The organism is Microbacterium songi (genome assembly GCF_042747925.1).
Lineage (GTDB): Bacteria > Actinomycetota > Actinomycetes > Actinomycetales > Microbacteriaceae > Microbacterium.
The window spans coordinates 53,312-76,511 of record NZ_JBHZIE010000006.1 but is presented as its reverse complement, the minus strand read 5'-3'; the positions used below and the strand labels follow the sequence as shown (position 1 = coordinate 76,511).

Sequence of the window (23,200 nt, the reverse complement as noted above, 5' to 3'; positions counted from 1 at the left end):
GGCCCGGCCGCGGCATCCGCTGTTCTCGTTCCGCTCTGCAAGGAAGGCCCACTGTGACCGATATCGACTGGGACGAGCTGCGTGCCGTCGCCACCGACGCCATGGAGCGCGCGTACGCCCCGTACTCCCGCTACAAGGTCGGAGCGGCCGCTCTCGTCAGCGACGGGCGCGTGGTCTCGGGCTGCAACGTCGAGAACGCGTCGTACGGTGTCGGGCTGTGCGCGGAGTGCGCGCTCGTGGGCGACCTGCACATGTCGGGCGGCGGCGAACTCGTCGCCTTCGTCTGCGTGAACGGCAACGGCGAGACGATCATGCCGTGCGGTCGATGCCGACAGCTGCTGTACGAATTCGCACTGCCCGGGATGCTGCTCGAGACGGTGTCGGGTATCCGCACGATCGATGAGGTGCTGCCCGACGCGTTCGGTCCGCGCGACCTCGAGGACGCGGCCCGGTGACCTCCGCGCAGGAACAGGGCCCGGCGGTGGAGGCGTTCGACGCGGTCGACGTCATCCGCGCCAAGCGCGACGGCGGCGTGGTCGCCGAACCGGAACTCCGCTGGATGGTCGACGCCTACACGCGCGGCTACGTCGCCGACGCGCAGATGGCGTCGTTCGCGATGGCGGTGCTCCTGAACGGCATGGGCCGCGACGAGATCCGCGTGCTGACCGACGCGATGATCGCCTCGGGTGAGCGCATGAGCTTCGCGGACCTCGGCAAGCGGACCGTCGACAAGCACTCGACCGGCGGCGTGGGCGACAAGATCACCCTGCCGCTCGCGCCGCTCGTCGCTTCGTTCGGAGTCGCCGTACCCCAGCTCTCGGGGCGGGGGCTCGGTCACACCGGCGGCACCCTCGACAAGCTCGAGTCGATCCCCGGCTGGCGTGCGGCCCTGTCGAACGACGAGCTCTTCGCCCAGCTCCGGGACGTGGGCGCGGTCATCTGCGCTGCGGGGAGCGGACTCGCCCCCGCCGACAAGAAGCTCTACGCGCTGCGCGATGTCACCGGTACGGTCGAGGCGATCCCGCTGATCGCATCGAGCATCATGTCGAAGAAGATCGCCGAGGGAACGGATGCGCTCGTTCTGGACGTCAAATTCGGTTCGGGCGCCTTCATGCGCGACATCGACCACGCGCGGGAGCTCGCGCGCACCATGGTCGCGCTCGGCACTGATTCCGGCGTGGCCACCACCGCGTTGCTCACCGACATGAACACGCCTCTCGGCCTCGCCATCGGCAACGCCAACGAAGTGCAGGAGTCGGTCGACGTGCTCGCCGGCGGCGGCCCGGCCGACATCATCGAGCTCACCGTGGCCCTGGCGCGCGAGATGCTCGCGCTCGCCGGTCAACCCGACGCCGACGTCGAGGCGGCGCTCCGCGACGGTCGCGCCATGGACTCCTGGCGTGCCATGATCCGCGCGCAGGGCGGCGATCCGGATGCCGCGCTCCCGGTCGCCCGCGAGACCCAGACGGTCTCCGCGACCCGGGCGGGTGTCGTCACGCGTATCGACGCGCTGCCGTTCGGTATCGCCGCGTGGCGTCTCGGCGCGGGCCGTGCACGCGCGCAGGACCCCGTCGTCCACGCCGCGGGGATCGACCTCCACGTGAAGCCGGGCGATGCGGTCGCGGTCGGCCAGCCGTTGTTCACCCTGCGCGCAGATGATTCCGCGCGCTTCGAGCGCGCGCTGGACGCCGTCGAGGGCGCCTGGGATGTCGGGACGGATGCTCCCCCGGCGGCCCCCCTCGTGCGGGAACGCATCACCGCCTGAAGCGCCTCGGCGCAGCATCCGTCGTTCTTGTCCCACCCACTTCTCGAGGAGAGACCATGCCCATCGAACAGAACGGCGACGCTCTCATCCAGGGCGCGTCCATCCGACGACTGCCGAAAGTGTCGCTGCACGATCACCTCGACGGCGCCGTGCGCCCCGAGACGATCATCGAGCTCGCGGACGCCGCCGGCGTCGAGCTGCCCGAGTCCGATCCGGAGGAGCTCGCGGACTGGTTCGCCGACAGGTGCGACTCGGGCTCGCTCGTGGACTACCTGAAGACATTCGACCTCACGACCGCGGTGATGCAGACCCGCGAGGGGCTGACACGCGTGGCGCGCGAGTTCGTCGAGGACCTCGCCGACGACGGCGTCATCTACGGAGAAGTGCGATGGGCGCCGGAGCAGCATCTCACCGGCGGGCTGAGCCTCGAGGAGGTCGTCGAGGCGGTGCAGGAGGGCATCGAGCAGGGTGAGGATGCCGCGGAGAGCGACGGTCACGACATCCGCGTGGGGCAGCTGATCACCGCGATGCGCCATGCCGACCGCTCGCTCGAGATCGCCCGGCTCGCGGTCGCGTTCCGCGGGCGCGGGGCGGTCGGCTTCGACATCGCCGGCGCCGAGGACGGCTTCCCGGCCTCCCGGCACCGGCCCGCATTCGACTACCTGGCGTCGGAGTTCTTCCCGACGACCGTGCACGCCGGCGAGGCGGCCGGTCTCGATTCGATCCGGTCGGCGCTCATCGACGGTCGTGCCCTGCGCCTCGGACACGGCGTCCGCATCGCGGAAGACCTCGACGTCATCTCCCGTGCCGGTGAGGACGTCCTGGTGCAGTTCGGCGACCTCGCCCGCTGGGTGCGCGACCGCGAGATCCCGTTGGAGCTCTCACCGTCCTCGAACCTGCAGACCGGAGCGATCGCGGCGTGGGGGACGGCCATCGAGGATCACCCGTTCGACCTGCTGTATCAGCTCGGGTTCGCCGTGACCGTGAACGTCGACAACCGCACGATGAGCCGTACATCGCTCACCCGCGAGCTGGCTCTCCTGGTGGAGACCTTCGAGTACGACCTCGCCGACCTGGAGACGTTCCAGCTCAACGCGGCGGCGGCCGCCTTCTTGGCGATCGAGGAACGCGAGGAGCTCATCGAGCTGATCGCGGAGGGCTTCGAGGTCTGACGGGCGGTGGGTCGAGGGGCGGTGGGTCGAGGGGCGGTGTCGGCGGTCGAACTCCACGGATGGAGGAGTTAGGTCCGGGCCGCGGGGTTGCCCCGCGGGCGCAGCGCGCACGCGGTCACAGGCCGGCGGCGAACGCCCCCACCAGCTCGGTGAGCCGAGCGGTCATGTCGGCGTCGCTGATCGAAGGCGTGCCGTCGCCGTCCTGCAGGCCGTAGTCGCCGAAGGACGAGTGCGACGCGCCCTCGATCTGCACGAGCTCGGCGTCCGCGGGCAGCTGGGATCGGGCTTCCGCGATCTTCTGCGGGGTGGAGAGGCCGTCCTCGCTGCCGCCGATGCTCAGGACGGGCAGACCGGACCCGGAGAGGTCATTCGCGCAGTAGCTGCCGAACAGGGCCAGGGCGTCGGCGTCCACCGCCAGCTGGCAGGCGCGCACGCCTCCGAGCGAATGTCCTCCGACGATCCACGTGTCGACTCCGGGGACGAGATCGGTGAACGCCGACAGCGGCCGCAGGTCGAAGAACGCGAGATTCAGCCACGGCTTCGTGATGACGACGGTGACACCGTCCTGCGCGACCGTGCCCGACATCTTCGCGGCATACGCCCACGCGTCCACCTTCGCGCCCGGGATGTAGACCAGCCCGACATCCGATCCCCCCGACGTGGGGGCGAGGACGATCGCCGCGCTGTCATCGGTGATCGTGATGTCCGGGTTCGATCGCACCGCGGCGAGGGGCTCGGGCTCGGCACCCATGACCCCGACCTGGCTCCAGACGACGATGCCGACCACGGCGGCGATCACCAGGGCACCGATCGATCCGAGGATCCACCACAGCACCCGCAGGCGACGGCGCGGTCTCCGCTCGTGTCCTGCGGGCGGACTGCCGGTGGTGCTCACCTCACGAGCGTAGTTCGGCCTGGCGCTCCGCGACGACGGACTGGATGGAGGCGAAGAGCGGATGCTCGGGCTCGAGGCCCGTCACCGCCGCGGTGAAATCGGAGGAGTCCAGCTCGCGGATCATCCGCTGCATGTCGACCGACTGCGCGTCCTCCTCGTCCTCGAAGCGGAGGCACGCGCCCATGGCCCCGACGAGTGCCGTCGTGGACAGGCCCGCTTCGGCCGCTTCCGCGGCGGGACTCACGAACCGCTCGTGCCGCGACAGCTTGCGCAGAGGCTGCCGTCCGACGCGCCATACCGTGTCGGGGAGGGCGGGGTTGCGGAATCGCCGGAGGATCGTGGCGCGGTAGTCGGCGAGCTCGACGGGGTCGAGTCCGTGCTTGACGACCAGCAGCGCCGAGGTCTCCTCCAGGGTGGCCGCCACCCGGGAGGCGATCGCATCGTCGGCGAGGGCGTCGGAGATCTTCTCGATCCCCGCCTGCGCACCCAGGTAGGCGGTCGTGGCGTGCCCGGTGTTCACCGTGAAGAGCTTGCGCTCGATGTACGGCGCGAGGTCGCCGACGAAATGCGCGCCCGGGATGTTCGGCGGGTTGTCACCGAACGGCGGACGTTCGATGGCCCACTCGAAGAAGGGCTCGACGGTCACGTCGATCCCCGCACCCGCGGGCTGGCCGGGGACGATGCGGTCCACGGCGGTGTTCGCGAAGACCGCGCGACTCGCCAGCCCGTCCCAGGCATCGCCGGCCAGGTCGCGGATCTCGTCACGGAGCAGGTCGGTCGCGTTGATCGCGTTCTCGCACGCCATGATCTGCAGCGGGGGAGAGGACGGGTCGCGCAGCGCCAGTGCCGCCACCAGATGCGGCGCGACGAATCGGAGGATCGTGGGGCCCACCGCGGTCGTGACCACGTTGGCACCGGCGATCTCGTCGATCAGCTCGGCCGTCTGGGTCGCGCTGTTGATCGCCCGGAAACCGGTGACCACCTGGTCCTGGCCGTCCTCGCCGACCTCGTGGACCGTGTAGGAGGACGCACCGTTGATGGCGTCGACCAGGGGGGCCGCGACATCCGAGAACACCAGCTCGTAGCCGCCTTCGTGCAGCAGCAGCCCGACGAAGCCGCGACCGATGTTGCCCGCACCGAAATGGACGGCCTTCATCAGACGCCGGTGGCCGAGACGAGCTCGTAGAGCTCCTCGGGTGTCGTGGCGGCCTTCAGCTTGTCGACCTCGTCGTCATCCGAGAACAGGATGGCGATCTGCGACAGGATGTCGAGGTGCTCGTCGCCCTTGCCGGCGATGCCGATCACGAACGTCACGGGCTCTCCGCCCCAGTCCACACCGCCGTCGTACCGCACCACCGAGAGGCCCGACTCCAGGATCGCCGCCTTCGTCTCGTTCGTGCCGTGCGGGATCGCGAGCTCGTTGCCCATGTACGTCGACACGGTCATCTCCCGCTGCTGCATCGCGTCGAAGTACGAGCTCGTCACCGAGCCCACGGACTCGAGGATGTCGGCCGCCTCCTTCATCGCCTCCTCCCGCGTCGCACCACCGGAGTGGATGCGGACCTGACCCAGGCTCAGAACGTCACGTGCCATGATGCTTCTTCTTTCTTTCGGATGCCTCGGCATCGCGGGAGGGGAAAGCCACGGGGTCGGGGGCATCTCGCCGCCCGACCCCGCAGCGGTCTCAGCGCTTACGCTCCATCATGGTGCTGGTCGCGCACCATCTCGACGACTTCTTCGTACTGCGGCGCATTCATGAAGTTGTCGACCGACACGTGGATGGCGCCGGGCGTCTTCTGCCGGGCTCGATCCGTGAGCTGGTTCTGCGTGATGATGAGGTCGGCGGATCCGTCGAGGTTCGCGATCGCCTTGTTGACGACCGTGACGCCTTCGACGCCCGCCTTCTTCATCTTGTTGCGCAGCACGCTCGCACCCATCGCGGACGACCCCATTCCGGCGTCGCACGCGAACACGATGTTCTTGATCTCGCGCTCGGTCATCACGGCGGGTTCGACGCCCCCGTCGGGGGAGGTCGCCGCCGCGCCACGGAGGCCGCTCAGCGCGCTGGAGGACTTGCCCTTCGACGCCTCGGTCTGCGTGATGGCGGCACCGAACGCGTCGTCGGTGGCGCCCAGGGCGGCGAGGTCGCGCTTGCGCGACGCCCGCAGGATGACGGCGGCGATGAGGAACGTGACGGCGGCCGAGAGCACCACCGACAGGATCACGGCGAGGTAGGCGCCGCTGGCCGTCTGCGCGAGCACGGCCAGGATGCTGCCGGGCGCCGCGGGAGCGCGCAGGGCGCCGCCGAGGAGCATGTTCGTCGTGACACCAGTCATGCCACCGCCGATCAGGGCGATGATCAGGGTCGGCTTCATGAGCGCGTACGGGAAGTACACCTCATGGATACCGCCGACGAACTGGATGAGGGCGGCGCCGGGAGCCGACGCACGGGCCGCGCCGAGACCGAAGAAGGCGAAGGCGAGCAGGAGTCCGAGACCGGGGCCGGGGTTGGCCTCGAGCAGGAACAGGATGGAGGACCCGTCCGTGGCCGCCTGCTGGATGCCCAGCGGGGTCAGCACACCGTGGTTGATGGCGTTGTTGAGGAACAGCACCTTGGCCGGTTCGATCAGGATGCTGGTGAGCGGAAGCAGGTTCGCAGCGACGAGCGCGTTCACGCCCGCGCTCAGCAACGACATCAGTCCGTTGACGAGCCAGGCGATCGGGTAGAACGCGACGACCGCCATGACGAAGCCCCAGATGCCGGCCGAGAACATGTTCACGAGCATCTCGAAGCCCGCGCGCACCTTGCCGTCCCAGAGGCTGTCGAGCCACTTCATCGTGTACGCCGCCAGCGGGGCCATGATCATCGCGCCGATGAACATGTGGACCTGGCCGAGCTGGTTGTCGGCCGGGAGGTCGGCGTTGACCTGCGCGATCAGCAGGTCGGAGCCCGCAATGGCGCCCATGGTCGCGATCGAGGCGACCACGCCGCCGCGGATGCCGTAGACGATGTTTCCGCCCGTGTAGGCGATGATGATCGGCAGCAGGTAGTGGATGAACGGACCGACGATCGTCGACAGGTCCGCATTGGGTGTGAACCCCTTCTCGATGAAGAAGGCGGTGAAGATGCCCCAGGCGATGAGGGCGGGGATGTTGGGCATGATCATGCCCGACAGGAAGGTGCCGAAGCGCTGCACCCCGACCCGTACGCGGCTTCCGCCGGCGGTGGGCGTGGACGTCGTTGTCATGTCGATGTCTCTCTTTCGATCAGTTCGCGGCCGCGTGAGCGGCCTCGGGTGTGCGGGACGCGACTCGTGCCGCGTCTCGTGCGGATGTGGCGTCGTTCGCGCCGAGTGCGGCCTCGGCGATCCTCCGCGCATCCTGAGTGGTGTGTTCGAGCAGGCTCGCGCGGACGTCCGCGATCGCCGTGGGCGCCATCGACAGCGACGTGGCGCCCAGACCCACGAGCACGACGGCCAGCAGCGGGTCGGCTGCCGCTTCGCCGCAGATGCCGACGGGTCGGCCGTGCAGGGCACCGGCGTCGCCGACCTCGCGGATGAGCCGCAGCACGGCGGGGTGCCACGGATCCTGGAAGGCCGCCACCGAACCGAGGAGCCGGTCGGCGGCCATCGTGTACTGCGTGAGGTCGTTCGTGCCGATCGACGCGAAGTCGGCGTGGGCGAGCACGCGGTCGGCCAGCAGGGCGCTGGAGGGGACCTCGACCATCACCCCGGCGGTCTTGATGCCGTAGTCCTTCGCGAGGGCGACGAAGTACTCCGTCTCCTCGACCGTGGCCACCATCGGCGCCATGACCCACAGGTCGGCCGAGGTCGCGGCATCCGCCTGGGCCAGCGCCGTCAGCTGCTCACGGAGGATGTCTTCGCTCGCCCGCAGGGCGCGGATGCCCCGCAGGCCGAGCGCCGGATTCTCTTCGTGCGCGTCGTTGAGGAACGGGAGCGGCTTGTCGGCGCCCGCGTCGAGCACCCGGACGACGACCTTCTTCCCCGGGAAGGCGGCCAGCAGCGCGGTGTAGGACTCCCGCTGCTGCTCCACCGTCGGAGCGCTGCTGGAGGAGAGGAAGAGGAACTCCGTGCGGAACAGGCCGACGCCCTCCGCGCCGAGCTCGACCGCCTCAGCGGCTCCCTTGGGGCTGCCGAGGTTCGCCAGCAGCGGCACCGCGGTGCCGTCGGCGAGGGCGCCGGGGGTGATGGGCGCCGACGCCGCTGAGGCGCGCGCGTCCGCGCGGTTCTGCGCCCGCGCCAGGTCGGCGTCGCTCGGCTCCGTCGTGACGACGCCGCCCGCGGCATCCACGATCACCGTCTCGCCCTCGACGAGGTCTTTCGCTCCCTGGACGCCGACGACGGCGACGATCGACTTCTCACGCGCGAGGATCGCGGTGTGCGACGTCGGACCGCCCTCGGTGGTGATCAGCGCGAGCACTTTGTCGAGGTCCAGGAGCGCGGTGTCCGCCGGGGCGAGGTCCTTGGCGACGAGGATGAACGGATGCCCGGGGTCGGGCACACCCGGAGCGGGGACGCCGCGCAGATGGGCGATGACCCGCTGAGCGACGTCGTCGAGGTCGGCCGCGCGCTCGCCGAGATACCCGCCCATCGCGCTGAGCATGTCGCGGAACGAGGCGAAAGCGTCGAACACCGCCCATTCCGCGGTCTTGCCGCTGCTCAGACGCGTCGCGACCTCCGCCTCGAGGCTGGGGTCCTCGGCCATCATCGCCTGCGCTTCGAGCACGTCTTTGGCAGCACCGCCGGCCAGTGCTCCGCGCTTCTCGAGCTCGCGCGCGACGGCGGCGACGGCCTCGGTCACCCGGGCGGTCTCCTCATCGGCGCCGAGTGCGCTCGGTGCGTCGCTCGGCGCGGGCGACGGCTCGGCCATGCGTGCCACCGGGCCCTGGGCGACGCCCAATCCGATGCCGACTCCGCGAAGTTCCGTCATGATCTGTTCTCCTCACTGGACGCGGTCATGCCGCGTCGTGGTCGGTCGTCAGCAGTTCGCTGAGAAGGTCGAGGGTCTCTTCGGCGCCCGGGCCGTCCGCGGTCACCGTCACGTAGTCCCCGTACTCGACGCCGAGCCCGATCACCCCGAGGATGCTGGCCGCGTTCACCGGCGCCCCGGAGCCCTTGGAGATGGTCACCGGTATGCCGGACTGCTTCGCCGCCTGCGCGAACAGCTTCGCCGGGCGCGCGTGCAGCCCGTGCGATGAACCGATGTGCACGGTGCGGGTGAGTGTCGCCATGTCGTGCTCCTATTCCTCTGTCGCCAGCGTGGGCTCGGCGGCCTCGACCGCTCCGCGCACGAGCGCGAGCGTGCGGGTGCCGTCGAGGTCGGTGAAGATGTCGGGCGGAAGAAGAACGACAGTGGTTCCCCGATAGGCCGCATCGCGCTCGATGCGGGGCATCGCGTGGGTCAGGTGCGGGCCGACGAGCACCACGTCCGCCGAGTCCAGATCGATGGGCAGAGACGCTTCCGTGCCGGCGAACGCCGAATACGCGAGCCCCGCGGCCTGTGCCGCGTGCCGCACGCGCTGCGCCACGAACGTGCTGGACGCCCCAGCGCCGCACACCACCAGGATCTGCATCGATCCACCTTCCTTCTCGGCCATTCTTGTGAAAACGCTGGGAGCAGACAACCCACGTCTGTTTCCGCCCCCGCGGAACCCGGGCGCGGGTCCGCCCTGGGGGTGGGGGTACGCGTGGTTGACTGGTGGATGCGCAGGCCGGCAGCAGCGCACGATCCGGAGGGGCGACGTGACGAGAGCGCGACAGGATCGCCTGCTCGCGCTGCTCAGCCGAGACGCGCAATGGGCCACGGCAGCGACACTCGCCGACCTCCTCGGAGTGACTCCGCGCAGCATCCGCTCGTATGTGACAGCCATCAACGCGCGGGTGCCGTCCGGCACAGCCGTGGAATCGGGGCCCCTCGGATACCGCGCCGGTCCCGAGGCGGGCACGGCTTCGCGGGCGACGTCGACGGACGCGGCGACCCCGCGCGATCGTCTGCACACGGTCGTGCGTTCGCTGCTGGATGCGCCCGACGGCATCGACGTGTACGAAACGGCCGAGATGCTGCATGTCAGCACCGCAACCCTCGACGGCGATCTCTCGCGGGTCCGCGCGCTCCTGGGCGGCACGGAGCTCACCCTGGAGCGCTCAGCCGAACGGGCCCGCCTGCGTGGCACCGAGATGGCGCAGCGGCGGCTGCTCAGCAAGCTGGCCCACGATGAGATGGATGCCGGATCCTTCGATCTCGAGGGCCTGCGCCGAACGCTCGGCGAGGACTCCGTCGGCGCGGCGGCCTTCGGTCCCTTCAAGACCGATCTCGTGGCGGAGCTGGGCGCACTCGGCTATTTCGTGAACGAGTTCGGCGTCGGTGATGTCGTGATGCACATCGCGATCGCGGCGGATCGGAGTTCCCGTGCGCGGTCGCTCGACGAAGCGGGCGAGGGCAGGCCCGCGCAGCGCGAGGTCGGCGCCGTGATCGACAGGCTGGCGCTGCGTCACCTGGGTGTGCAGCTCGGCGCTGGCGACCGCGCGCACCTCGCCACCCTGGTGCTGACCCGGGTCATCGCTCCGGATGCCTCCGACCCGGCGGGGGAGGCGCGCGAGCGCCTCGAGCCGAGAGTGCTGTCAGCCGTGCGCGAGGTGGTCGAGGGGGCGACGGCGGAGTTCCTGGTCGACATCTCGCACGAGGACTTCATCCTCCGGCTCGCACTGCACGTGCAGAATCTGCTGTTGCGATCGCGGGCCCAGGCGTGGTCGCGCAATCCGCTGACGAAGTCGCTCAAGTCGACCTATCCGATGATCTTCGAAGTCGCCGTCTACATCGCCGACGGCCTGCACGAGCGGCTCGACATCCCGCTGCTCGACGATGAGATCGCCTACATCGCGATGCATGTCGGAGGCCGGCTCGAGCGCAACGGTCGCGCCGACCAGCTCCTGACGGCGACGATCGTGTGCCCCGGGTACTACGAACTGCACGAACTGCTGCGCTCGAGTGTCGACCGATCGCTCGGGCAGGCGATCGAAGTGGTCGGCGTCGAGACCCGCGTCGACCCGGACTGGGCGTCGCTCGAGACCGACCTGGTGCTGACGACGATCGCCCCACCGGTCTCGAGCGAGCGCTTCGTGCAGATACAGCCCTTCCTGACCGATGCCGACATCGATCACGTGCAGGCCGCCGCGGCCCGCATCCGACGCGGACGGCGTCTGGCGCGTCTTCGCACCGAGCTCGAGCGGTACTTCTCGCCGGACGCGTTCGTGCGCGGCCTCACCGCCGACGACGACGCCGAGGGCGTGATCCGGCGCCTCGGCGGCCTGCTCGTGGATCGCGGCGTCATCGACGGGGATTACATCGAGCGGGCCATCCAGCGCGAGCAGCTCTCGTCGACCGCCTTCACCGACGCGCTCGCCGTGCCGCACGCGCTGGGCATGACCGCGACCCGCACGGCCATCGCGATCGGCATCGCCGAGCCGTCGATGCCGTGGGGCGACGGTCGGGTGCAGGTCGTCGCGCTCGTCGCGTTCTCCGAGACCGACCGCGAGGCCTTCCAGACGGTCTTCGAGCAGTTCGTCGAGGTGTTCAACGAGCGCGACAGCGTCCAGCGGATCGTCCGCCGCGGCACGGACTTCGCCCGGTTCCTCGACGAGCTCGTCGCGGTGATCGACGGCTGAACAGGCTCGTCCGAACGACGGTCAGGCGCGCGCGAGGCGCTCCTGCAGACCGCGCCGCACGCCCGGCCATTCCGTCGGCAGGATCGAATACACGACGGTGTCTCGCAGGATGCCGTCGGGTCCGATGCGGTGGTTGCGCAGCACGCCGTCGCGCTTGGCTCCCAGCCGCTCGATCGCCGCGCGGGACTGTCGGTTGTGCCAATGCGTGCGGAACTCGACGGCGATCGCGTCGCACGCGTCGAAGGCGTGGCCGAGCAGCAGGAGCTTCGCAGACGAATTGACCGCCGTCCGCTGCGCGTCCACCCCCAGCCAGGTGTAGCCGATCTCGACGTGTCGCACGGGCTGATCGATGTTGCAGAACGTCGTCATCCCGACCACCCGGTCGGTGTCGAGCCTGCGGACCGCCCAGGGGTTCATCGATCCGGCATCCCGCCACGCCGATCGTCGGGCGATCTCGTCGTCGATCGTCTCGGGCGTGGGTACGGAGGTGTACCAGGCGTGTTCCAGCCCGATCGTCGCCGCCGAAAGATCCGGCGCGTGCGCCTCTTGGAGCGGCTCGAGGCGGACGACCTCGTTCTCGAGCGTGACGGGATCGGTCAGCAGCATGCCCGCACCCCCGGCCCGGATTCCCGGCTCACTGCAGATCCTCGAGCAGTGCCCGGATCGACGCGGCATGCGTCTCGCGGCGTCTGCGCGCCTTCTTCGCCGACGGCCCCTGCACATCGAGGTAGACCTTGAGCTTCGGCTCGGTGCCGCTCGGTCGCACGATCACGCGCGAGCCGTCATCAAGCCACAACCGCAGGACGTCGCCGCTCGGCGCGTCGCCCTCGGCCTCGAGCAGGTCCTCGAACCGCGACACCGCGGTGTCACCGAGATGCTCGGGTCGACGGTCGCGGAGCGCCGCCATGATCGTGCCGATGAGCGCGACGTCGTCGACGCGGAGAGAGATCTGATCGCTCTCGACGTAGCCGAACGTCCGATCGAACTCATCCAGCAGATCCGCCAGGGTGCGACCGGCGCCGCGCGCTTCGCAGACCATCCCCAGCAGGGCGATCGCTGCGGAGATCCCGTCCTTGTCGCGGACGATCCCCGGGTTGACGAGGTAGCCGAGCGCCTCTTCGAACCCGTAGATCAGACCGGGAGCCCGCGAGATCCACTTGAAACCCGTCAGTGTGGCGTGGAACTGCAGCCCGTAGTGCTCGGCCACCGTCTGCAGCGCCGGGGACGACACCAGAGAGCAGGCGAGGGATGCCGCGGGCGCGGCATCCGCTTCTCCCGCCCGCGTCTCGTTCCACAGTCGCGCCGCGCGCCACCCCAGCAGGAGGCCGACCTGGTTGCCGGTGAGGCGTCGCCACCCGCCGGGGGCGTCGTCGTCGGGGATCGCGACGGCCAGACGGTCCGCGTCGGGGTCGTTGGCGACGATGAGCTCCGCGCCCCGGGCCCGCGCGGTCTCGTACGCGAGGTCCATGGCGCCGGGTTCTTCCGGGTTGGGGAACGCCACGGTCGGGAACGCGCCGTCCGGCTCGGTCTGAGCCTCGACCGTCGTCGGCGCAGGGTAGCCCGCCGTGTCCACGATGCGGGAGAGGGTCTCCCACCCCACGCCGTGCATCGCGGTGTAGACCCAGTTCAGGTCTCGGGCGCCGTCAGGGGCGGGGGCCACGGCGGCCGTCGCCGAGACGTAGGCGTCGATGACGGCCTCGGCCGCGGTCTCGTACGCGAACGAGCGGGGGAGCTCTCCGACGGTCGACGTCTCAGCCACCCGCCGGATGTGCGCGGCGATCTCCGTGTCGGCCGGTGTGACGATCTGCGAGCCGTCGTCGACGCCGCCGAGATACACCTTGTAGCCGTTGTCGTTCGGGGGGTTGTGCGATGCGGTCACCATGACGCCCGCGTCCGCCGACAGATGGCGTACCGCGAAGGCCAGCACGGGCGTCGGCAGCATACGGGGGAGGAGGATCGGGCGGAGCCCGGCGCCGGCGAACAGCTCGGCCGAATCCCGCGCGAACACGTCGGAGTTGCGCCGGCCGTCGTAGCCGATGACCACGACGGGATCGCGACCCTCGGACGCCTTCTCCCGCAGATAGGCGGCGAGACCCGCCGCGGCCTGGGCGACGAGCACCCGGTTCATCCGATTGCTGCCGGCGCCGAGTTCTCCCCGCAGGCCCGCCGTGCCGAAGGCGAGCCTCCCGTCGAATCGGTCTTCGAGGTCGGCCCGGGCATCCGCGTCACCGTCGTCCGCGCGTTCCAGCAGCGCGCGGAGCTCGGCGCGGGTGTCGCCGTCCGGATCCTGCGCGAGCCAGGCGCGGGCTCGATCGAGGGTCGGTTCGCCGCTCACATCGCGCCGATCACGCGGGCGAGGAGTGACGAGATCACCGGCTCGGCCTCGCGGCCGGCCTCGATGACCTCCTGATGACTGAGCGGCGTGGTCTGGATGCCGGCGGCCATGTTCGTGATGAGGGAGAAGCCCAGTACCTCCATCCCCGCCTGCCGGGCGGCGATCGCCTCGAGGGCGGTGGACATGCCGACGATGTGGCCGCCGATGATCCTGGCCATCTGCACCTCGGCCGGGGTCTCGTACTGCGGTCCGCGGAACTGGCAGTAGACGCCTTCGTCGAGAGACGGGTCAATCGTGCGTGCGAGGTCGCGGAGGCGCTGCGAGTACAGATCGGTGAGGTCGATGAAGGTCGCGCCTTCGAGGGGCGACGCGCCGGTGAGGTTGAGATGGTCGCTGATGAGCACGGGCTGTCCGGGCGTCCAGGAGGTGCGGATGCCCCCCGCGCCGTTCGTCAGCACCATCGTGCGGGCGCCGGTCGCCGCGGCGGTGCGGACGCTGTGCACCACCCGACGGGGGCCATGGCCCTCGTAGAAGTGCGTGCGCGCGCCGATGACCAGCACACGCAGGCCGCTCGGCGTCACCACGCTGCGAAGGGTTCCGACGTGGCCCTCGAGGGCCGGCTTGCTGAACCCGGTGACCTCCGTCGCGGCGATCTCGGCGGTCGTCTCGCCGAGCAGCTCGGCGGAACGACCCCAGCCGCTCCCGAGGGTGAGGGCGATGTCATGGTGGTCGACCCCGGTGAGGCGGGCGATGTCCGCGGCCGCGGCCGCCGCGACCTCGAACGGATCGGTGGCGGGGTCGTCGAGGGGGTGCGGGGTGGTCTCTGACATCCCCCCACTCTAGGAACGGCGACGTCCGTGTGCCACACCGCGCACCCGCGAGGCACCGGATGCCGCGGCATCCGGTGCCTCGATTGCTCCGGTGAGCCCCGGGCAGGGAAGAATGGAGATATGTCCCTGAGCTTCGAGAGCACCCAGAGCGTCGCGATCATCGGCGGCGGGCCCGGAGGGTACGAGGCGGCGATCGCCGGAGCCCAGCTGGGCGCCGAGGTCACGTTGATCGAGCGGGTCGGCGTGGGCGGCTCCGCGGTCATCACCGATGTCGTGCCGTCCAAGTCCCTCGTCGCGACCGCCGACGCTGCCGTGGCGATCTCGGAGGCCACCGACCTCGGCGTGCAGTTCTTCGCGAAGGGCGGCGACGGCAAGCCGCTCCGCCCGCAGATCGCGATCAACCTCGCGGCCGTCAACAAGCGGCTCCTCTCGCTCGCCCGCCAGCAGTCCGACGACATGCGGGCCACGCTCGTCGACGCCGGCGTCCGCATCATCTCGGGCCACGGACGTCTCGACAGCGACAATTCCGTGATCGTGTCCACCGGCCCGGGCGGCACCGATTTCGACCGCGTCGAGGCAGACACGCTCGTCATCTCGACGGGGGCGTCACCGCGCGAACTGCCTTCCGCCCAGCCCGACGGGCAGCGCATCCTCACGTGGACGCAGCTCTACAACATGCAGGCGCTGCCGACGCACCTGATCGTCGTCGGCTCGGGCGTCACCGGCGCCGAGTTCGCGTCGGCGTACATGAACCTCGGCGCGAAGGTCACCCTGATCTCGAGCCGCGACCAGGTGCTCCCGGGCGAGGACAAGGATGCCGCCGCCGTCCTCGAGAAGGTCTTCACGCGCGGCGGCATGACGGTGATGAGCAAGACCCGGGCGGAGTCGGTGGTCAACACCGGCGACGGAGTGATCGCGACGCTCTCGGACGGACGCACGGTCGAAGGCAGCCACTGCCTGCTCGCGGTGGGCTCGATCCCCAACACCGCGGGCCTCGGGCTCGAGGAGGCCGGCATCCAGATGACGTCGTCGGGACACATCCAGGTGAATCGCGTGGCCCGCACGTCCGTGCCCAACATCTACGCGGCCGGTGACTGCACCACCTTCGTGCCGCTCGCCTCCGTCGCGTCGATGCAGGGCCGCACCGCCGTGTTCCACGCGATGGGCGACGTCGTGATCCCGCTCGAGCGCCGCCGGATCGCCTCCAACATCTTCACCGCTCCCGAGATCGCGACCGTCGGGTGGCAGGAGTCCGATGTCGCCAGCGGCCTCATCGACGGCGTCGTGAAGAAGCTGCCGCTGGCGGCCAACCCCCGCGCGAAGATGATGGGCATCCGCGACGGCTTCGTCAAGGTGATCGCACGGCAGGGGAGCGGCACCGTGATCGGCGGCGTGATCGTGGCTCCGAAGGCGTCGGAGCTCATCTACCCGCTCGCGATCGCGGTCGACCGGCGATTGACGGTCGACCAAGTGTCGCGTGTCTTCGCGGTCTACCCCTCGCTCACCGGCAGCATCACCGACGCGATGCGATCGATGCACATCGTCGATCACACCAACGACGCGCCCTGAGACCCGGCGCGAGGGGCCGCAACGGCCCGGCCGGGGTCGAGCGGCCTCGCTAGGAGATGGTCAGCAGCTGGTGGCCGGCGGAGACCGTCATCCCCGGTGCGGCGCTGATGCCGCCGATGACGCCGTCCTTGTGGGCCTGGATCGGCTGCTCCATCTTCATGGCCTCGAGCACGACGACCAGATCGCCCTTGACGACCTGCTGGCCGTCCTCGACGGCGAGCTTCACGACCGTCGCCTGCATGGGCGATTTCACCGCGTCTCCGGATGCCCCGGCCGCGGCCGTCGCGCCGTGCGAGCGCCGAGAAGGCGGCACGGCCGCGGGACGCCCGATGGCGCTCGGAGCGACGACGACGCGGTCGGGCAGGCTCACTTCGAGACGCTTGCCGTTCACCTCGACGACGACCGAGTGCCGTGACTCTCCGGCGCTGGGGCTCTCGAGCTCGCCGTCCCACGGCGGGATGTCGTTGACGAACTCCGTCTCGATCCAGCGCGTGAAGATGCCGAAATGGCCGTCCTCGGCGGTGAAGGCCGGATCGCGGACGACCTTGCGGTGGAACGGCAGCACCGTCGGCAGTCCCGCGACCTCGAACTCGTCGAGCGCGCGCCGCGCCCGCTCCAGCGCCTCCGCGCGGTCGCGGCCGCTGATGATGATCTTGCCCAGCAGTGAGTCGAAGGCTCCGCTGACCGAGTCGCCCGCCGTGACGCCCGAATCGAGCCGCAGACCGGGGCCGCCGAACGTCTTGAAGACGTGGATCGGCCCGGGCTGGGGGAGGAAGCCGCGGCCGGGGTCCTCGCCGTTGATGCGGAACTCGATGGAGTGACCGACCGGGGCCGGGTCGCCGTAGTCGAGGGTGCCGCCTTCGGCGATGCGGAACTGCTCCCGCACGAGGTCCACTCCGGTGACCTCTTCCGAGACCGGGTGTTCCACCTGCAGTCGGGTGTTGACCTCCAGGAACGAGATCGTGCCGTCGGCTCCGATCAGGAACTCGCACGTCCCCGCCCCGATGTAGCCGACCTCGCGGAGGATCGCCTTGGAAGACTCGTAGAGGATGCGGTTCTGCTCGTCGGTGAGGAACGGCGCGGGCGCCTCTTCCACGAGCTTCTGGTGACGGCGCTGGAGCGAGCAGTCACGCGTCGAGACGACCACGACGTTGCCCGCGGCATCCGCGAGGCACTGGGTCTCGACGTGGCGCGGCTTGTCGAGGTACTTCTCCACGAAGCATTCCCCGCGGCCGAAGGCAGAAATGGCCTCGCGCGTCGCTGATTCGAACAGTTCGGGGATCTCGTCCATTTCGCGAGCGACTTTGAGACCGCGACCACCGCCGCCGTAGGCGGCCTTGATGGCGATCGGCAGGCCGAACTCCTCCGCGAACGCCACGACCTCGTCGGCGCCTGCGACCGGTCCGGGCGTGCCCGGCGCGAGTGGCGCTCCGACCTTCTCGGCCACGTGTCGCGCCGTGACCTTGTCGCCGAGCGACTCGATCGCGTCGGGGGTCGGACCGATCCAGATCATGCCCGCACCGATGACCGCGCGGGCGAAGTCGGCGTTCTCGGCGAGGAAGCCGTACCCGGGGTGCACCGCGTCCGCGCCGGAGCGCCGTGCAATGGAGAGGATCTTCTCGATGGAGAGGTAGGTGTCGGCGCTCGTGGATCCTTCGAGCGCGTACGCTTCGTCGGCCAGACGCGCGTGCATGGCATCACGGTCCTGATCGGCGTAGACGGCGACGGAGAGCTTTCCAGAGTCCCGTGCGGCTCGGATGACGCGGACGGCGATCTCGCCGCGGTTCGCGATCAGGACCTTGGCGATCTGAGGCATGAACGCCAGCCTATCCACCGCCAGGGGGCGATCTTTGACCGACTCCTCCAAGAACCACGCGGATACGTGGTTCTTCTCGTACAAACCCGCGGTCGGTTCAGCCGCGGTTCCACAGCGTCGGCCACGGCACGCCGAGCTCTCCGGCGAGCCGACGCACCGTCGACAGCGACATGCCCACCACGGTCGACGGGTCGCCCTCGACGCGTTCGATGAACGCCCCACCCAGGCTGTCGACGGTGAACGCGCCCGCCACCAGGAGCGGTTCGCCCGTGGCGACGTAGGCCGCGATCTCGGCATCGCTCACGTCGGCGGCGAAGGTGACGGATGCTTCGGCCACCGCGAAGGCCTTCATCGGAGGGATCCCCGGAGCCACCCGCCACACGCTGTGCCCGGAGTGGAGCACCCCCGTGCGGCCGCGCATGCTCCGCCAGCGGGCGGTCGCCGCGTCCGCGGTGTAGGGCTTGCCGAGGATCTCGCCGTCGATCTCGAACATCGAGTCCCCGCCGACGACGATGCCGTCGAAATCCGTCGGCGCGAGGCGTGCGGCGACGTCGGCGGCCTTCGCGCGGGCCAGCAGGAGCACGTGCGCGTCTGCCGGCAGCCGCCCCTCGGCGGCCTCGACCGCCTCGATGACGGCCTCTTCGTCCACGTCCGGCGCCATCGTGTCGGGCTCGATCCCCGCCTGCCGCAGGAGCATCAGTCGGGCAGGGGAGGTCGAAGCCAGGCACACGCGCATGCCCCCACGGTAGACGGAGCGGGGCCGAGGAGGCTCGGGGCGGTGTGGAATGCTCGGGGAATGGAATCCGGAGAGCTCATCGACCTGGACATCACCGCGGTCGCGCACGGCGGCGTCTTCGTCGGGCGCATCGACGACGAGGACGGAGGCCGGGGACGGGTCGTCTTCGTCCCGGACACCATGCCGGGAGAGCGCGTGCGCGTTCGGCTGACGGACGTCAGCAAGCCGTCGTTCTGGCGGGGTGAGGCGCTCGAGGTGCTCGATGCCTCGCCGCATCGGCGCCCGCACGTCTGGCGTGCCGCCGACATCGACATCGCGCCCGACCGTCGCCCGGGCGGAGCGGACTTCGGCCACATCGACCTCGCGCACCAGCGCGCGCTCAAGCACGACGTTCTGCGTGACGCGCTCGAGAGGATCGGCAGGCTCCAGGTGGGCAGCACCATCCAGACCGCCCGGGAGACCAGTGCCGACGACGGGTCGGCGCCCATCGAGAACTCCGACGGCACCGGCTGGCGCACGCGCCTCAGCCTGCACGTCGACGAGAACGGCGCCGTCGGCCCGTTCGCCGCTCGATCGCATCGCGTCATCCCGGTCGAAGACCACCCGCTGGCGACCGACGCGATCGCGCGCGCCGCGCGGGACCTGAGGGGCGACGGCGTGGGTCGGATCGATCTGGTGCAGCCGTCCGACGGGCGCGTGCGCGTGATCGCGCGTGCCGAGCCTCCGCGTGGCCGCGCCCGCGGGCGTCGACGCCCTGCACCCGTCGAGCCCGCGACGGCTCGCGAGGTCGTCCTCGAGACCGTCGCCGGACGCGATTTCCGCGTGGACGCGGGGGGCTTCTGGCAGGTGCACCGGCTGGCCGCCTACACGCTGAGCGAGCAGGTGAAGGCCGGCCTCCGCGCTCTCCGGCCCACAGGGCCGGCCATCGATCCGGATGCCTCGCACCTGGACCTCTACGGCGGGGTCGGGCTCTTCGCGGCCGCGCTGGGAGACCTCGCCGGTCGGTCGGCGCGCATCACGTCCGTCGAATCTGACGAACGCGCCACCGAGCACGCCGGCGAGAACCTCGCCGAGTGGGTCGGAGCGCGCGCCGAGACGGCGCGGGTCGATCGCTACCTCGCGCGCCTCCGAGCCGAGGCATCCGCCGTCGAGCGGGAACGGATCTCGCGCGGCGTCACGGTGCTCGACCCGCCGAGGGCGGGTGCAGGGCGCGAAGTCGTGGAAAGCCTGATCGAGCTGGCACCCGCGCGCGTCGTGTACGTCGCGTGCGATCCGGTGGCGCTGGCGCGCGACCTCGCGACCTTCCGTGCGGGTGGCTACGACGTCGCCGCCGACATCGCCGCCTTCGACATCTTCCCGAACTCCCACCATGTCGAAGCGGTGGCGGTACTCACGCGCGACGGTGCGCCTGACTAGGCTGACGGCATGACACGCGTGGCACTCATCGATGATCACGAATCGGTGCGGCTCGGGCTGGCCGCCGCGTGTGCCCGCGCCGAAGAAGAGGTCGTCTTCTCGGGAGCCGGTGTCGCCCAGTACCTCCAGTGGCGCAAGACCACGGACTCCGCGCCGGCTGACGTCGTGGTGCTTGACCTCACGCTCGGTGACGGGTCGACCGTCACCGAGAACGTTTCGCGCCTCGTGCGCAACGGCTCCAGCGTCATCATCCACTCCGTGGCCGATCGCCCGGCGGCGGTGCGCGAGGCGCTCTCGGCCGGGGCCGCGGGCGTGGTCAGCAAGGCCTCGCCCATCGACGACGTGATCGCCGCCGTCGGCACGGTCGCGCGCGGCGAACTCCTGAACAACGTCGAATGGGCGAGCGCCGTCGAAGGCGACCGCGCCTTCGGCGACGCGCAGCTGTCGGTGCGCGAACGGGAAGTCCTGCGCCTGTATGCCGCGGGACTTCCGCTCAAGGTCGTCGCCGATCGGCTGGGGATCGCGTTCTCCACGGCGAAGGAGAACATCACCCGTGTGCGCGTGAAGTATGTCGAGGTGGGTCGCCCGGCGCCCACGAAGGTCGATCTGCTCAAGCGCGCGATGGAGGACGGCATCGTCTCGGAATCGGGTGATGATCACGGTGGCCGCTGACGGCGACAGCACTGTCCTCGATGAGGCCTGGGGGCACATCTCGCAGTCGCGCGAGATCAACACGGGTCTGGGCTCGTTCACCCGCCAGCGGATCGAGCGGATCATCTCGCTCGCCGCGGGTGTCGGGTCACTCGCACTCGGCGTGCAGGCCTTCCTCAACGCCCTGGGCCCGGGGGACGAGAGGCCTGGATGGCATGTCTCGCTCGTCCTCATCACCTTCGTGCCCCTGGCCGCGATGATCGTCGCGTGCGCGATCGGCCGCGGTGTGCGGATCGCTGCCGGCGTGTTCGCGATCCTCTATGTCGGCGCACTCGCTCTTTGGCCCCTCGCCACCGCCGGAGTCGTCCCCGCGACGCAGAACCAGCCGTGGATCTGGTACCTCGTCAACATCGCCACGCTGGCCGCGGTGCTCGCGTTCTCGTTCCCGCTCCAGATCATCTGGACGGCGGTCGCACCCCTCCTGTTCGGCGTCGTCAGGCTCATCCAGGGCGGACTGAACGGCGACTACCGCGCCCTCATCCTCGACGTCTCGTTCGCGCTCATCCTCGGCGCGATCCTGCTCACCCTCGGCTGGCTGTTCCGCTCCGTCGCCGAGAACGTCGACGAAACCCGCGGCCGCGCGGTCGCCTCCTACGCGAACGCGGCGGCGGCGGATGCCGCCGAATCGGAGCGCATCGCGGTGGCGGCACTGATGCACGACAGCGTGCTGGCCGCCCTCATCTCGGCCGAGCGCGCGGACACCCCGAGGGAGCACACGCTGGCCGTGGCCATGGCCCGCGAAGCGCTGACCCGGTTGGCCAACGCGGAGCGCGATTCGGGCGAGGGGAGCGACGTCCCGCGCCCGGCCACGGCGATCGCCGATGAGATCGAGAACGACGCGGGAGACATGGGCGTCGACCTGAACGTCCGGCGTCGCATCGCGGACGGCACACCCGACCTCCCCGGCCGGGTCGCCCGCGCTCTCGTGCTCGCGTCGACCCAGGCCATCGCCAACGCGATCCAGCACGCCGAAGGACGAGGCCTGCGCGTCGAGGTGTCCGGATCGGCGGACCCCGCCGGCGTCCGCATCGTCGTCAGCGACACGGGGGGCGGGTTCGACATGGACCGCGTGCCCGAGGACCGCCTCGGGATCCGCGCCTCGATCATCGCCCGCATCGCCGCGGTGGGCGGCACGGCCACGGTCACGCCGGACGGGCACGGCACGACGGTCTCGCTGCAGTGGGAACACCGGGAGGCGTCATGAGCGTCCGTCAGGTGCTCAGCGGCCTCGCCATCGCGTTCATGGTGTACTTCGCCGCACGGGCGGTGCTCTGGACTCCGAGCGACGTCATGATGCCGTGGCTCATCTACCTCACTCTGGTGGTCTTCCTCGGGATCTGCGCCGTCTGCCTCTTCTGGACGCGTCAGCCCACCGAACACCATGAGCGTGAGCGGGCGTCCGATCCTGCCCGGGGTCTGCGGGGGCCGGCACCCCTGCCCGGCTGGGCGTGCGCCCTCGCTCTGTTCGCCTCGGCCGCCGTGCCCAACGCGATCGCGTACGCGGTGGGCCCGGATTCGCGCACGGCGAGCTACTCCACCTGGACCATCGGCGGCATCGGCGTGCTCATGGTGATCGTGATGGTGCGCCGCCGCGCGTGGGTGGCCTGGGTGGGCACGGCGATCATGGGTCTCTCGGCGATGTTCTGGTTCGGACCGCTGAACGCACTCGCCCTCGGCCTTGTGGGTTCGATCGTGTGGGTGGTCATCGCGCAGCTGCTGGTCCGCTCCATGGGCAAGGCGGCGCGCGACACGACACGTCTCGCAGAGCTGCAGCGGGCGGCATCCGCATGGCAGGCCTCCCAATCGGTCCGCCAACGCGAGCGCCGCGTGCAGGTGCAGCGCGCACTCCTCGTCGCCGGGCCGGTGCTGATGGCCACGGTCGCCTCGGGCGGAGCCCTCGACCCCGCTCAGCGGCTGGAGGCGCGGATCGCAGAAGGGCAGCTGCGTGACGAGATGCGCGGGCCGCGACTGATCGACGACGCGGTACGCGCCGAGATCGGCGCCGCCCGCCGTCGCGGCGCCACCGTCACGGTGCTCGACGAGGGCGGCCTCGACGAGCTCAGCGAGATCGCATTGCGCTCCATTCGCGCCGAGCTCGCCGAGACGCTGCGCAACGCCACGTCGGCGCGGCTGTACATCCGCACATCTCCGCACGAGCGCGTGGCGATCACGGTGGTGGGTCGTGCGGCGTCGTCGGCGGGACTCAGCGATGAGGATTCGGTCGATCTGTGGCGGGAGATCTCCCACCCCGACGCCCGCGAGTCCTGACG

Annotated in this window: 21 protein-coding genes; 9 read left to right on the top strand and 12 right to left on the bottom strand. The window is 70.3% G+C overall.

Features of this window, described 5'->3' with window-relative positions; all coding sequences use genetic code 11:
• The first annotated feature begins 53 nt into the window (after positions 1 to 53).
• Genes ACFM35_RS08970 through ACFM35_RS08960 form a run of 3 tightly spaced genes read left to right on the top strand, consistent with a single transcriptional unit; the run spans position 54 to position 2,937 of the window.
• Complete coding sequence (locus tag ACFM35_RS08970) at positions 54 to 455, top strand: cytidine deaminase (protein WP_378841124.1); 402 nt, start codon at positions 54 to 56, stop codon at positions 453 to 455.
• Positions 452 to 1,765, top strand: coding sequence for a thymidine phosphorylase (locus ACFM35_RS08965; protein WP_378841122.1), 1,314 nt, complete (start codon positions 452 to 454; stop codon positions 1,763 to 1,765). The genes ACFM35_RS08970 and ACFM35_RS08965 overlap by 4 nt, the downstream gene beginning before the upstream one ends.
• Before the next feature lie 56 nt (positions 1,766 to 1,821).
• Positions 1,822 to 2,937 carry an adenosine deaminase gene (locus ACFM35_RS08960; protein WP_378841120.1) on the top strand — a complete coding sequence of 372 codons (1,116 nt, stop codon included), beginning with the start codon at positions 1,822 to 1,824 and terminating at the stop codon, positions 2,935 to 2,937.
• A 115-nt stretch (positions 2,938 to 3,052) separates the two neighbouring features.
• On the opposite strand, the gene ACFM35_RS08955 is transcribed toward ACFM35_RS08960, so the two are convergent.
• The 7 genes from ACFM35_RS08955 to ACFM35_RS08925 form a co-directional block, all read right to left on the bottom strand.
• Positions 3,053 to 3,832 (bottom strand): alpha/beta hydrolase, encoded by a 780-nt coding sequence (locus ACFM35_RS08955; RefSeq protein WP_378841117.1) that lies wholly within the window; start codon positions 3,830 to 3,832, stop codon positions 3,053 to 3,055.
• Between the two features lies 1 nt (position 3,833).
• Entirely contained in the window at positions 3,834 to 4,988 is a 1,155-nt protein-coding gene (locus ACFM35_RS08950; protein WP_378841115.1) for a mannitol-1-phosphate 5-dehydrogenase, read from the bottom strand.
• Positions 4,988 to 5,425 carry a PTS mannitol transporter subunit IIA gene (locus ACFM35_RS08945; RefSeq protein ID WP_378841113.1) on the bottom strand — a complete coding sequence of 146 codons (438 nt, stop codon included), beginning with the start codon at positions 5,423 to 5,425 and terminating at the stop codon, positions 4,988 to 4,990. The genes ACFM35_RS08950 and ACFM35_RS08945 overlap by 1 nt, the downstream gene beginning before the upstream one ends.
• A 98-nt stretch (positions 5,426 to 5,523) precedes the next feature.
• Positions 5,524 to 7,080, bottom strand: a complete 1,557-nt coding sequence (locus tag ACFM35_RS08940) for a PTS mannitol transporter subunit IIBC (RefSeq protein ID WP_378841110.1) — start codon at positions 7,078 to 7,080, stop codon at positions 5,524 to 5,526.
• A 19-nt stretch (positions 7,081 to 7,099) separates the two neighbouring features.
• On the bottom strand, positions 7,100 to 8,782 hold the full coding sequence (gene ptsP / locus ACFM35_RS08935) for a phosphoenolpyruvate--protein phosphotransferase (protein ID WP_378841107.1): 1,683 nt from the start codon (positions 8,780 to 8,782) through the stop codon (positions 7,100 to 7,102).
• 25 nt (positions 8,783 to 8,807) lie between these two features.
• On the bottom strand, positions 8,808 to 9,083 hold the full coding sequence (locus tag ACFM35_RS08930) for an HPr family phosphocarrier protein (RefSeq protein WP_378841104.1): 276 nt from the start codon (positions 9,081 to 9,083) through the stop codon (positions 8,808 to 8,810).
• A 9-nt stretch (positions 9,084 to 9,092) separates the two neighbouring features.
• Positions 9,093 to 9,425 (bottom strand): PTS sugar transporter subunit IIB, encoded by a 333-nt coding sequence (locus tag ACFM35_RS08925; protein WP_378841479.1) that lies wholly within the window; start codon positions 9,423 to 9,425, stop codon positions 9,093 to 9,095.
• Between the two features lie 169 nt (positions 9,426 to 9,594).
• On the opposite strand from ACFM35_RS08925, the gene ACFM35_RS08920 reads away from it, so the two are divergent.
• Entirely contained in the window at positions 9,595 to 11,517 is a 1,923-nt protein-coding gene (locus tag ACFM35_RS08920) for a BglG family transcription antiterminator (RefSeq protein WP_378841102.1), read from the top strand.
• A gap of 21 nt (positions 11,518 to 11,538) precedes the next feature.
• Here the strand turns inward: ACFM35_RS08920 and ACFM35_RS08915 are convergent, their stop codons facing one another.
• The 3 genes from ACFM35_RS08915 to ACFM35_RS08905 are packed head-to-tail and all read right to left on the bottom strand — an operon-like array spanning position 11,539 to position 14,682.
• Positions 11,539 to 12,123 carry a GNAT family N-acetyltransferase gene (locus ACFM35_RS08915; RefSeq protein ID WP_378841099.1) on the bottom strand — a complete coding sequence of 195 codons (585 nt, stop codon included), beginning with the start codon at positions 12,121 to 12,123 and terminating at the stop codon, positions 11,539 to 11,541.
• 28 nt (positions 12,124 to 12,151) lie between these two features.
• Positions 12,152 to 13,852 carry a phospho-sugar mutase gene (locus tag ACFM35_RS08910; protein WP_378841097.1) on the bottom strand — a complete coding sequence of 567 codons (1,701 nt, stop codon included), beginning with the start codon at positions 13,850 to 13,852 and terminating at the stop codon, positions 12,152 to 12,154.
• Positions 13,849 to 14,682, bottom strand: coding sequence for a purine-nucleoside phosphorylase (locus tag ACFM35_RS08905; protein ID WP_378841094.1), 834 nt, complete (start codon positions 14,680 to 14,682; stop codon positions 13,849 to 13,851). Before ACFM35_RS08905 ends, ACFM35_RS08910 begins: the two co-directional genes overlap by 4 nt.
• Before the next feature lie 120 nt (positions 14,683 to 14,802).
• Here ACFM35_RS08905 and ACFM35_RS08900 point away from each other — a divergent pair, with 120 nt between their 5' ends.
• Positions 14,803 to 16,251, top strand: a complete 1,449-nt coding sequence (locus ACFM35_RS08900; RefSeq protein WP_378841092.1) for an NAD(P)H-quinone dehydrogenase — start codon at positions 14,803 to 14,805, stop codon at positions 16,249 to 16,251.
• 49 nt (positions 16,252 to 16,300) lie between these two features.
• On the opposite strand, the gene ACFM35_RS08895 is transcribed toward ACFM35_RS08900, so the two are convergent.
• On the bottom strand, positions 16,301 to 18,067 hold the full coding sequence (locus ACFM35_RS08895; protein ID WP_378841089.1) for an acetyl/propionyl/methylcrotonyl-CoA carboxylase subunit alpha: 1,767 nt from the start codon (positions 18,065 to 18,067) through the stop codon (positions 16,301 to 16,303).
• Positions 18,068 to 18,164: 97 nt separating this feature from the next.
• Entirely contained in the window at positions 18,165 to 18,803 is a 639-nt protein-coding gene (locus ACFM35_RS08890) for a Maf family protein (RefSeq protein ID WP_378841087.1), read from the bottom strand.
• 60 nt (positions 18,804 to 18,863) lie between these two features.
• On the opposite strand from ACFM35_RS08890, the gene ACFM35_RS08885 reads away from it, so the two are divergent.
• The 4 genes from ACFM35_RS08885 to ACFM35_RS08870 are packed head-to-tail and all read left to right on the top strand — an operon-like array spanning position 18,864 to position 23,198.
• On the top strand, positions 18,864 to 20,219 hold the full coding sequence (locus ACFM35_RS08885) for a class I SAM-dependent RNA methyltransferase (RefSeq protein ID WP_378841084.1): 1,356 nt from the start codon (positions 18,864 to 18,866) through the stop codon (positions 20,217 to 20,219).
• A 9-nt stretch (positions 20,220 to 20,228) separates the two neighbouring features.
• On the top strand, positions 20,229 to 20,891 hold the full coding sequence (locus ACFM35_RS08880; RefSeq protein ID WP_378841083.1) for a response regulator: 663 nt from the start codon (positions 20,229 to 20,231) through the stop codon (positions 20,889 to 20,891).
• The gene (locus tag ACFM35_RS08875) at positions 20,872 to 22,134 is read left to right on the top strand and encodes a sensor histidine kinase (RefSeq protein ID WP_378841080.1); all 1,263 of its coding nucleotides are present in this window, start codon (positions 20,872 to 20,874) and stop codon (positions 22,132 to 22,134) included. Before ACFM35_RS08880 ends, ACFM35_RS08875 begins: the two co-directional genes overlap by 20 nt.
• Entirely contained in the window at positions 22,131 to 23,198 is a 1,068-nt protein-coding gene (locus ACFM35_RS08870; protein WP_378841078.1) for an MFS transporter, read from the top strand. Before ACFM35_RS08875 ends, ACFM35_RS08870 begins: the two co-directional genes overlap by 4 nt.
• The last annotated feature ends 2 nt before the right edge of the window (positions 23,199 to 23,200 follow it).

Bases quoted from the DNA above. Each gene is read 5' to 3' on its own strand.
- ACFM35_RS08960 (WP_378841120.1), top strand. From the start codon at position 1,822: ATGCCCATCGAACAGAACGGCGACGCTCTCATCCAGGGCGCGTCCATC.
- ACFM35_RS08950 (WP_378841115.1), bottom strand. From the start codon at position 4,988: ATGAAGGCCGTCCATTTCGGTGCGGGCAACATCGGTCGCGGCTTCGTC.
- ACFM35_RS08945 (WP_378841113.1), bottom strand. From the start codon at position 5,425: ATGGCACGTGACGTTCTGAGCCTGGGTCAGGTCCGCATCCACTCCGGT.
- ACFM35_RS08940 (WP_378841110.1), bottom strand. From the start codon at position 7,080: ATGACAACGACGTCCACGCCCACCGCCGGCGGAAGCCGCGTACGGGTC.
- ptsP (WP_378841107.1), bottom strand. From the start codon at position 8,782: ATGACGGAACTTCGCGGAGTCGGCATCGGATTGGGCGTCGCCCAGGGC.
- ACFM35_RS08930 (WP_378841104.1), bottom strand. From the start codon at position 9,083: ATGGCGACACTCACCCGCACCGTGCACATCGGTTCATCGCACGGGCTG.
- ACFM35_RS08925 (WP_378841479.1), bottom strand. From the start codon at position 9,425: ATGCAGATCCTGGTGGTGTGCGGCGCTGGGGCGTCCAGCACGTTCGTG.
- ACFM35_RS08915 (WP_378841099.1), bottom strand. From the start codon at position 12,123: ATGCTGCTGACCGATCCCGTCACGCTCGAGAACGAGGTCGTCCGCCTC.
- ACFM35_RS08905 (WP_378841094.1), bottom strand. From the start codon at position 14,682: ATGTCAGAGACCACCCCGCACCCCCTCGACGACCCCGCCACCGATCCG.
- ACFM35_RS08900 (WP_378841092.1), top strand. From the start codon at position 14,803: ATGTCCCTGAGCTTCGAGAGCACCCAGAGCGTCGCGATCATCGGCGGC.
- ACFM35_RS08895 (WP_378841089.1), bottom strand. From the start codon at position 18,067: ATGCCTCAGATCGCCAAGGTCCTGATCGCGAACCGCGGCGAGATCGCC.
- ACFM35_RS08890 (WP_378841087.1), bottom strand. From the start codon at position 18,803: ATGCGCGTGTGCCTGGCTTCGACCTCCCCTGCCCGACTGATGCTCCTG.
- ACFM35_RS08885 (WP_378841084.1), top strand. From the start codon at position 18,864: ATGGAATCCGGAGAGCTCATCGACCTGGACATCACCGCGGTCGCGCAC.
- ACFM35_RS08880 (WP_378841083.1), top strand. From the start codon at position 20,229: ATGACACGCGTGGCACTCATCGATGATCACGAATCGGTGCGGCTCGGG.
- ACFM35_RS08875 (WP_378841080.1), top strand. From the start codon at position 20,872: ATGATCACGGTGGCCGCTGACGGCGACAGCACTGTCCTCGATGAGGCC.
- ACFM35_RS08870 (WP_378841078.1), top strand. From the start codon at position 22,131: ATGAGCGTCCGTCAGGTGCTCAGCGGCCTCGCCATCGCGTTCATGGTG.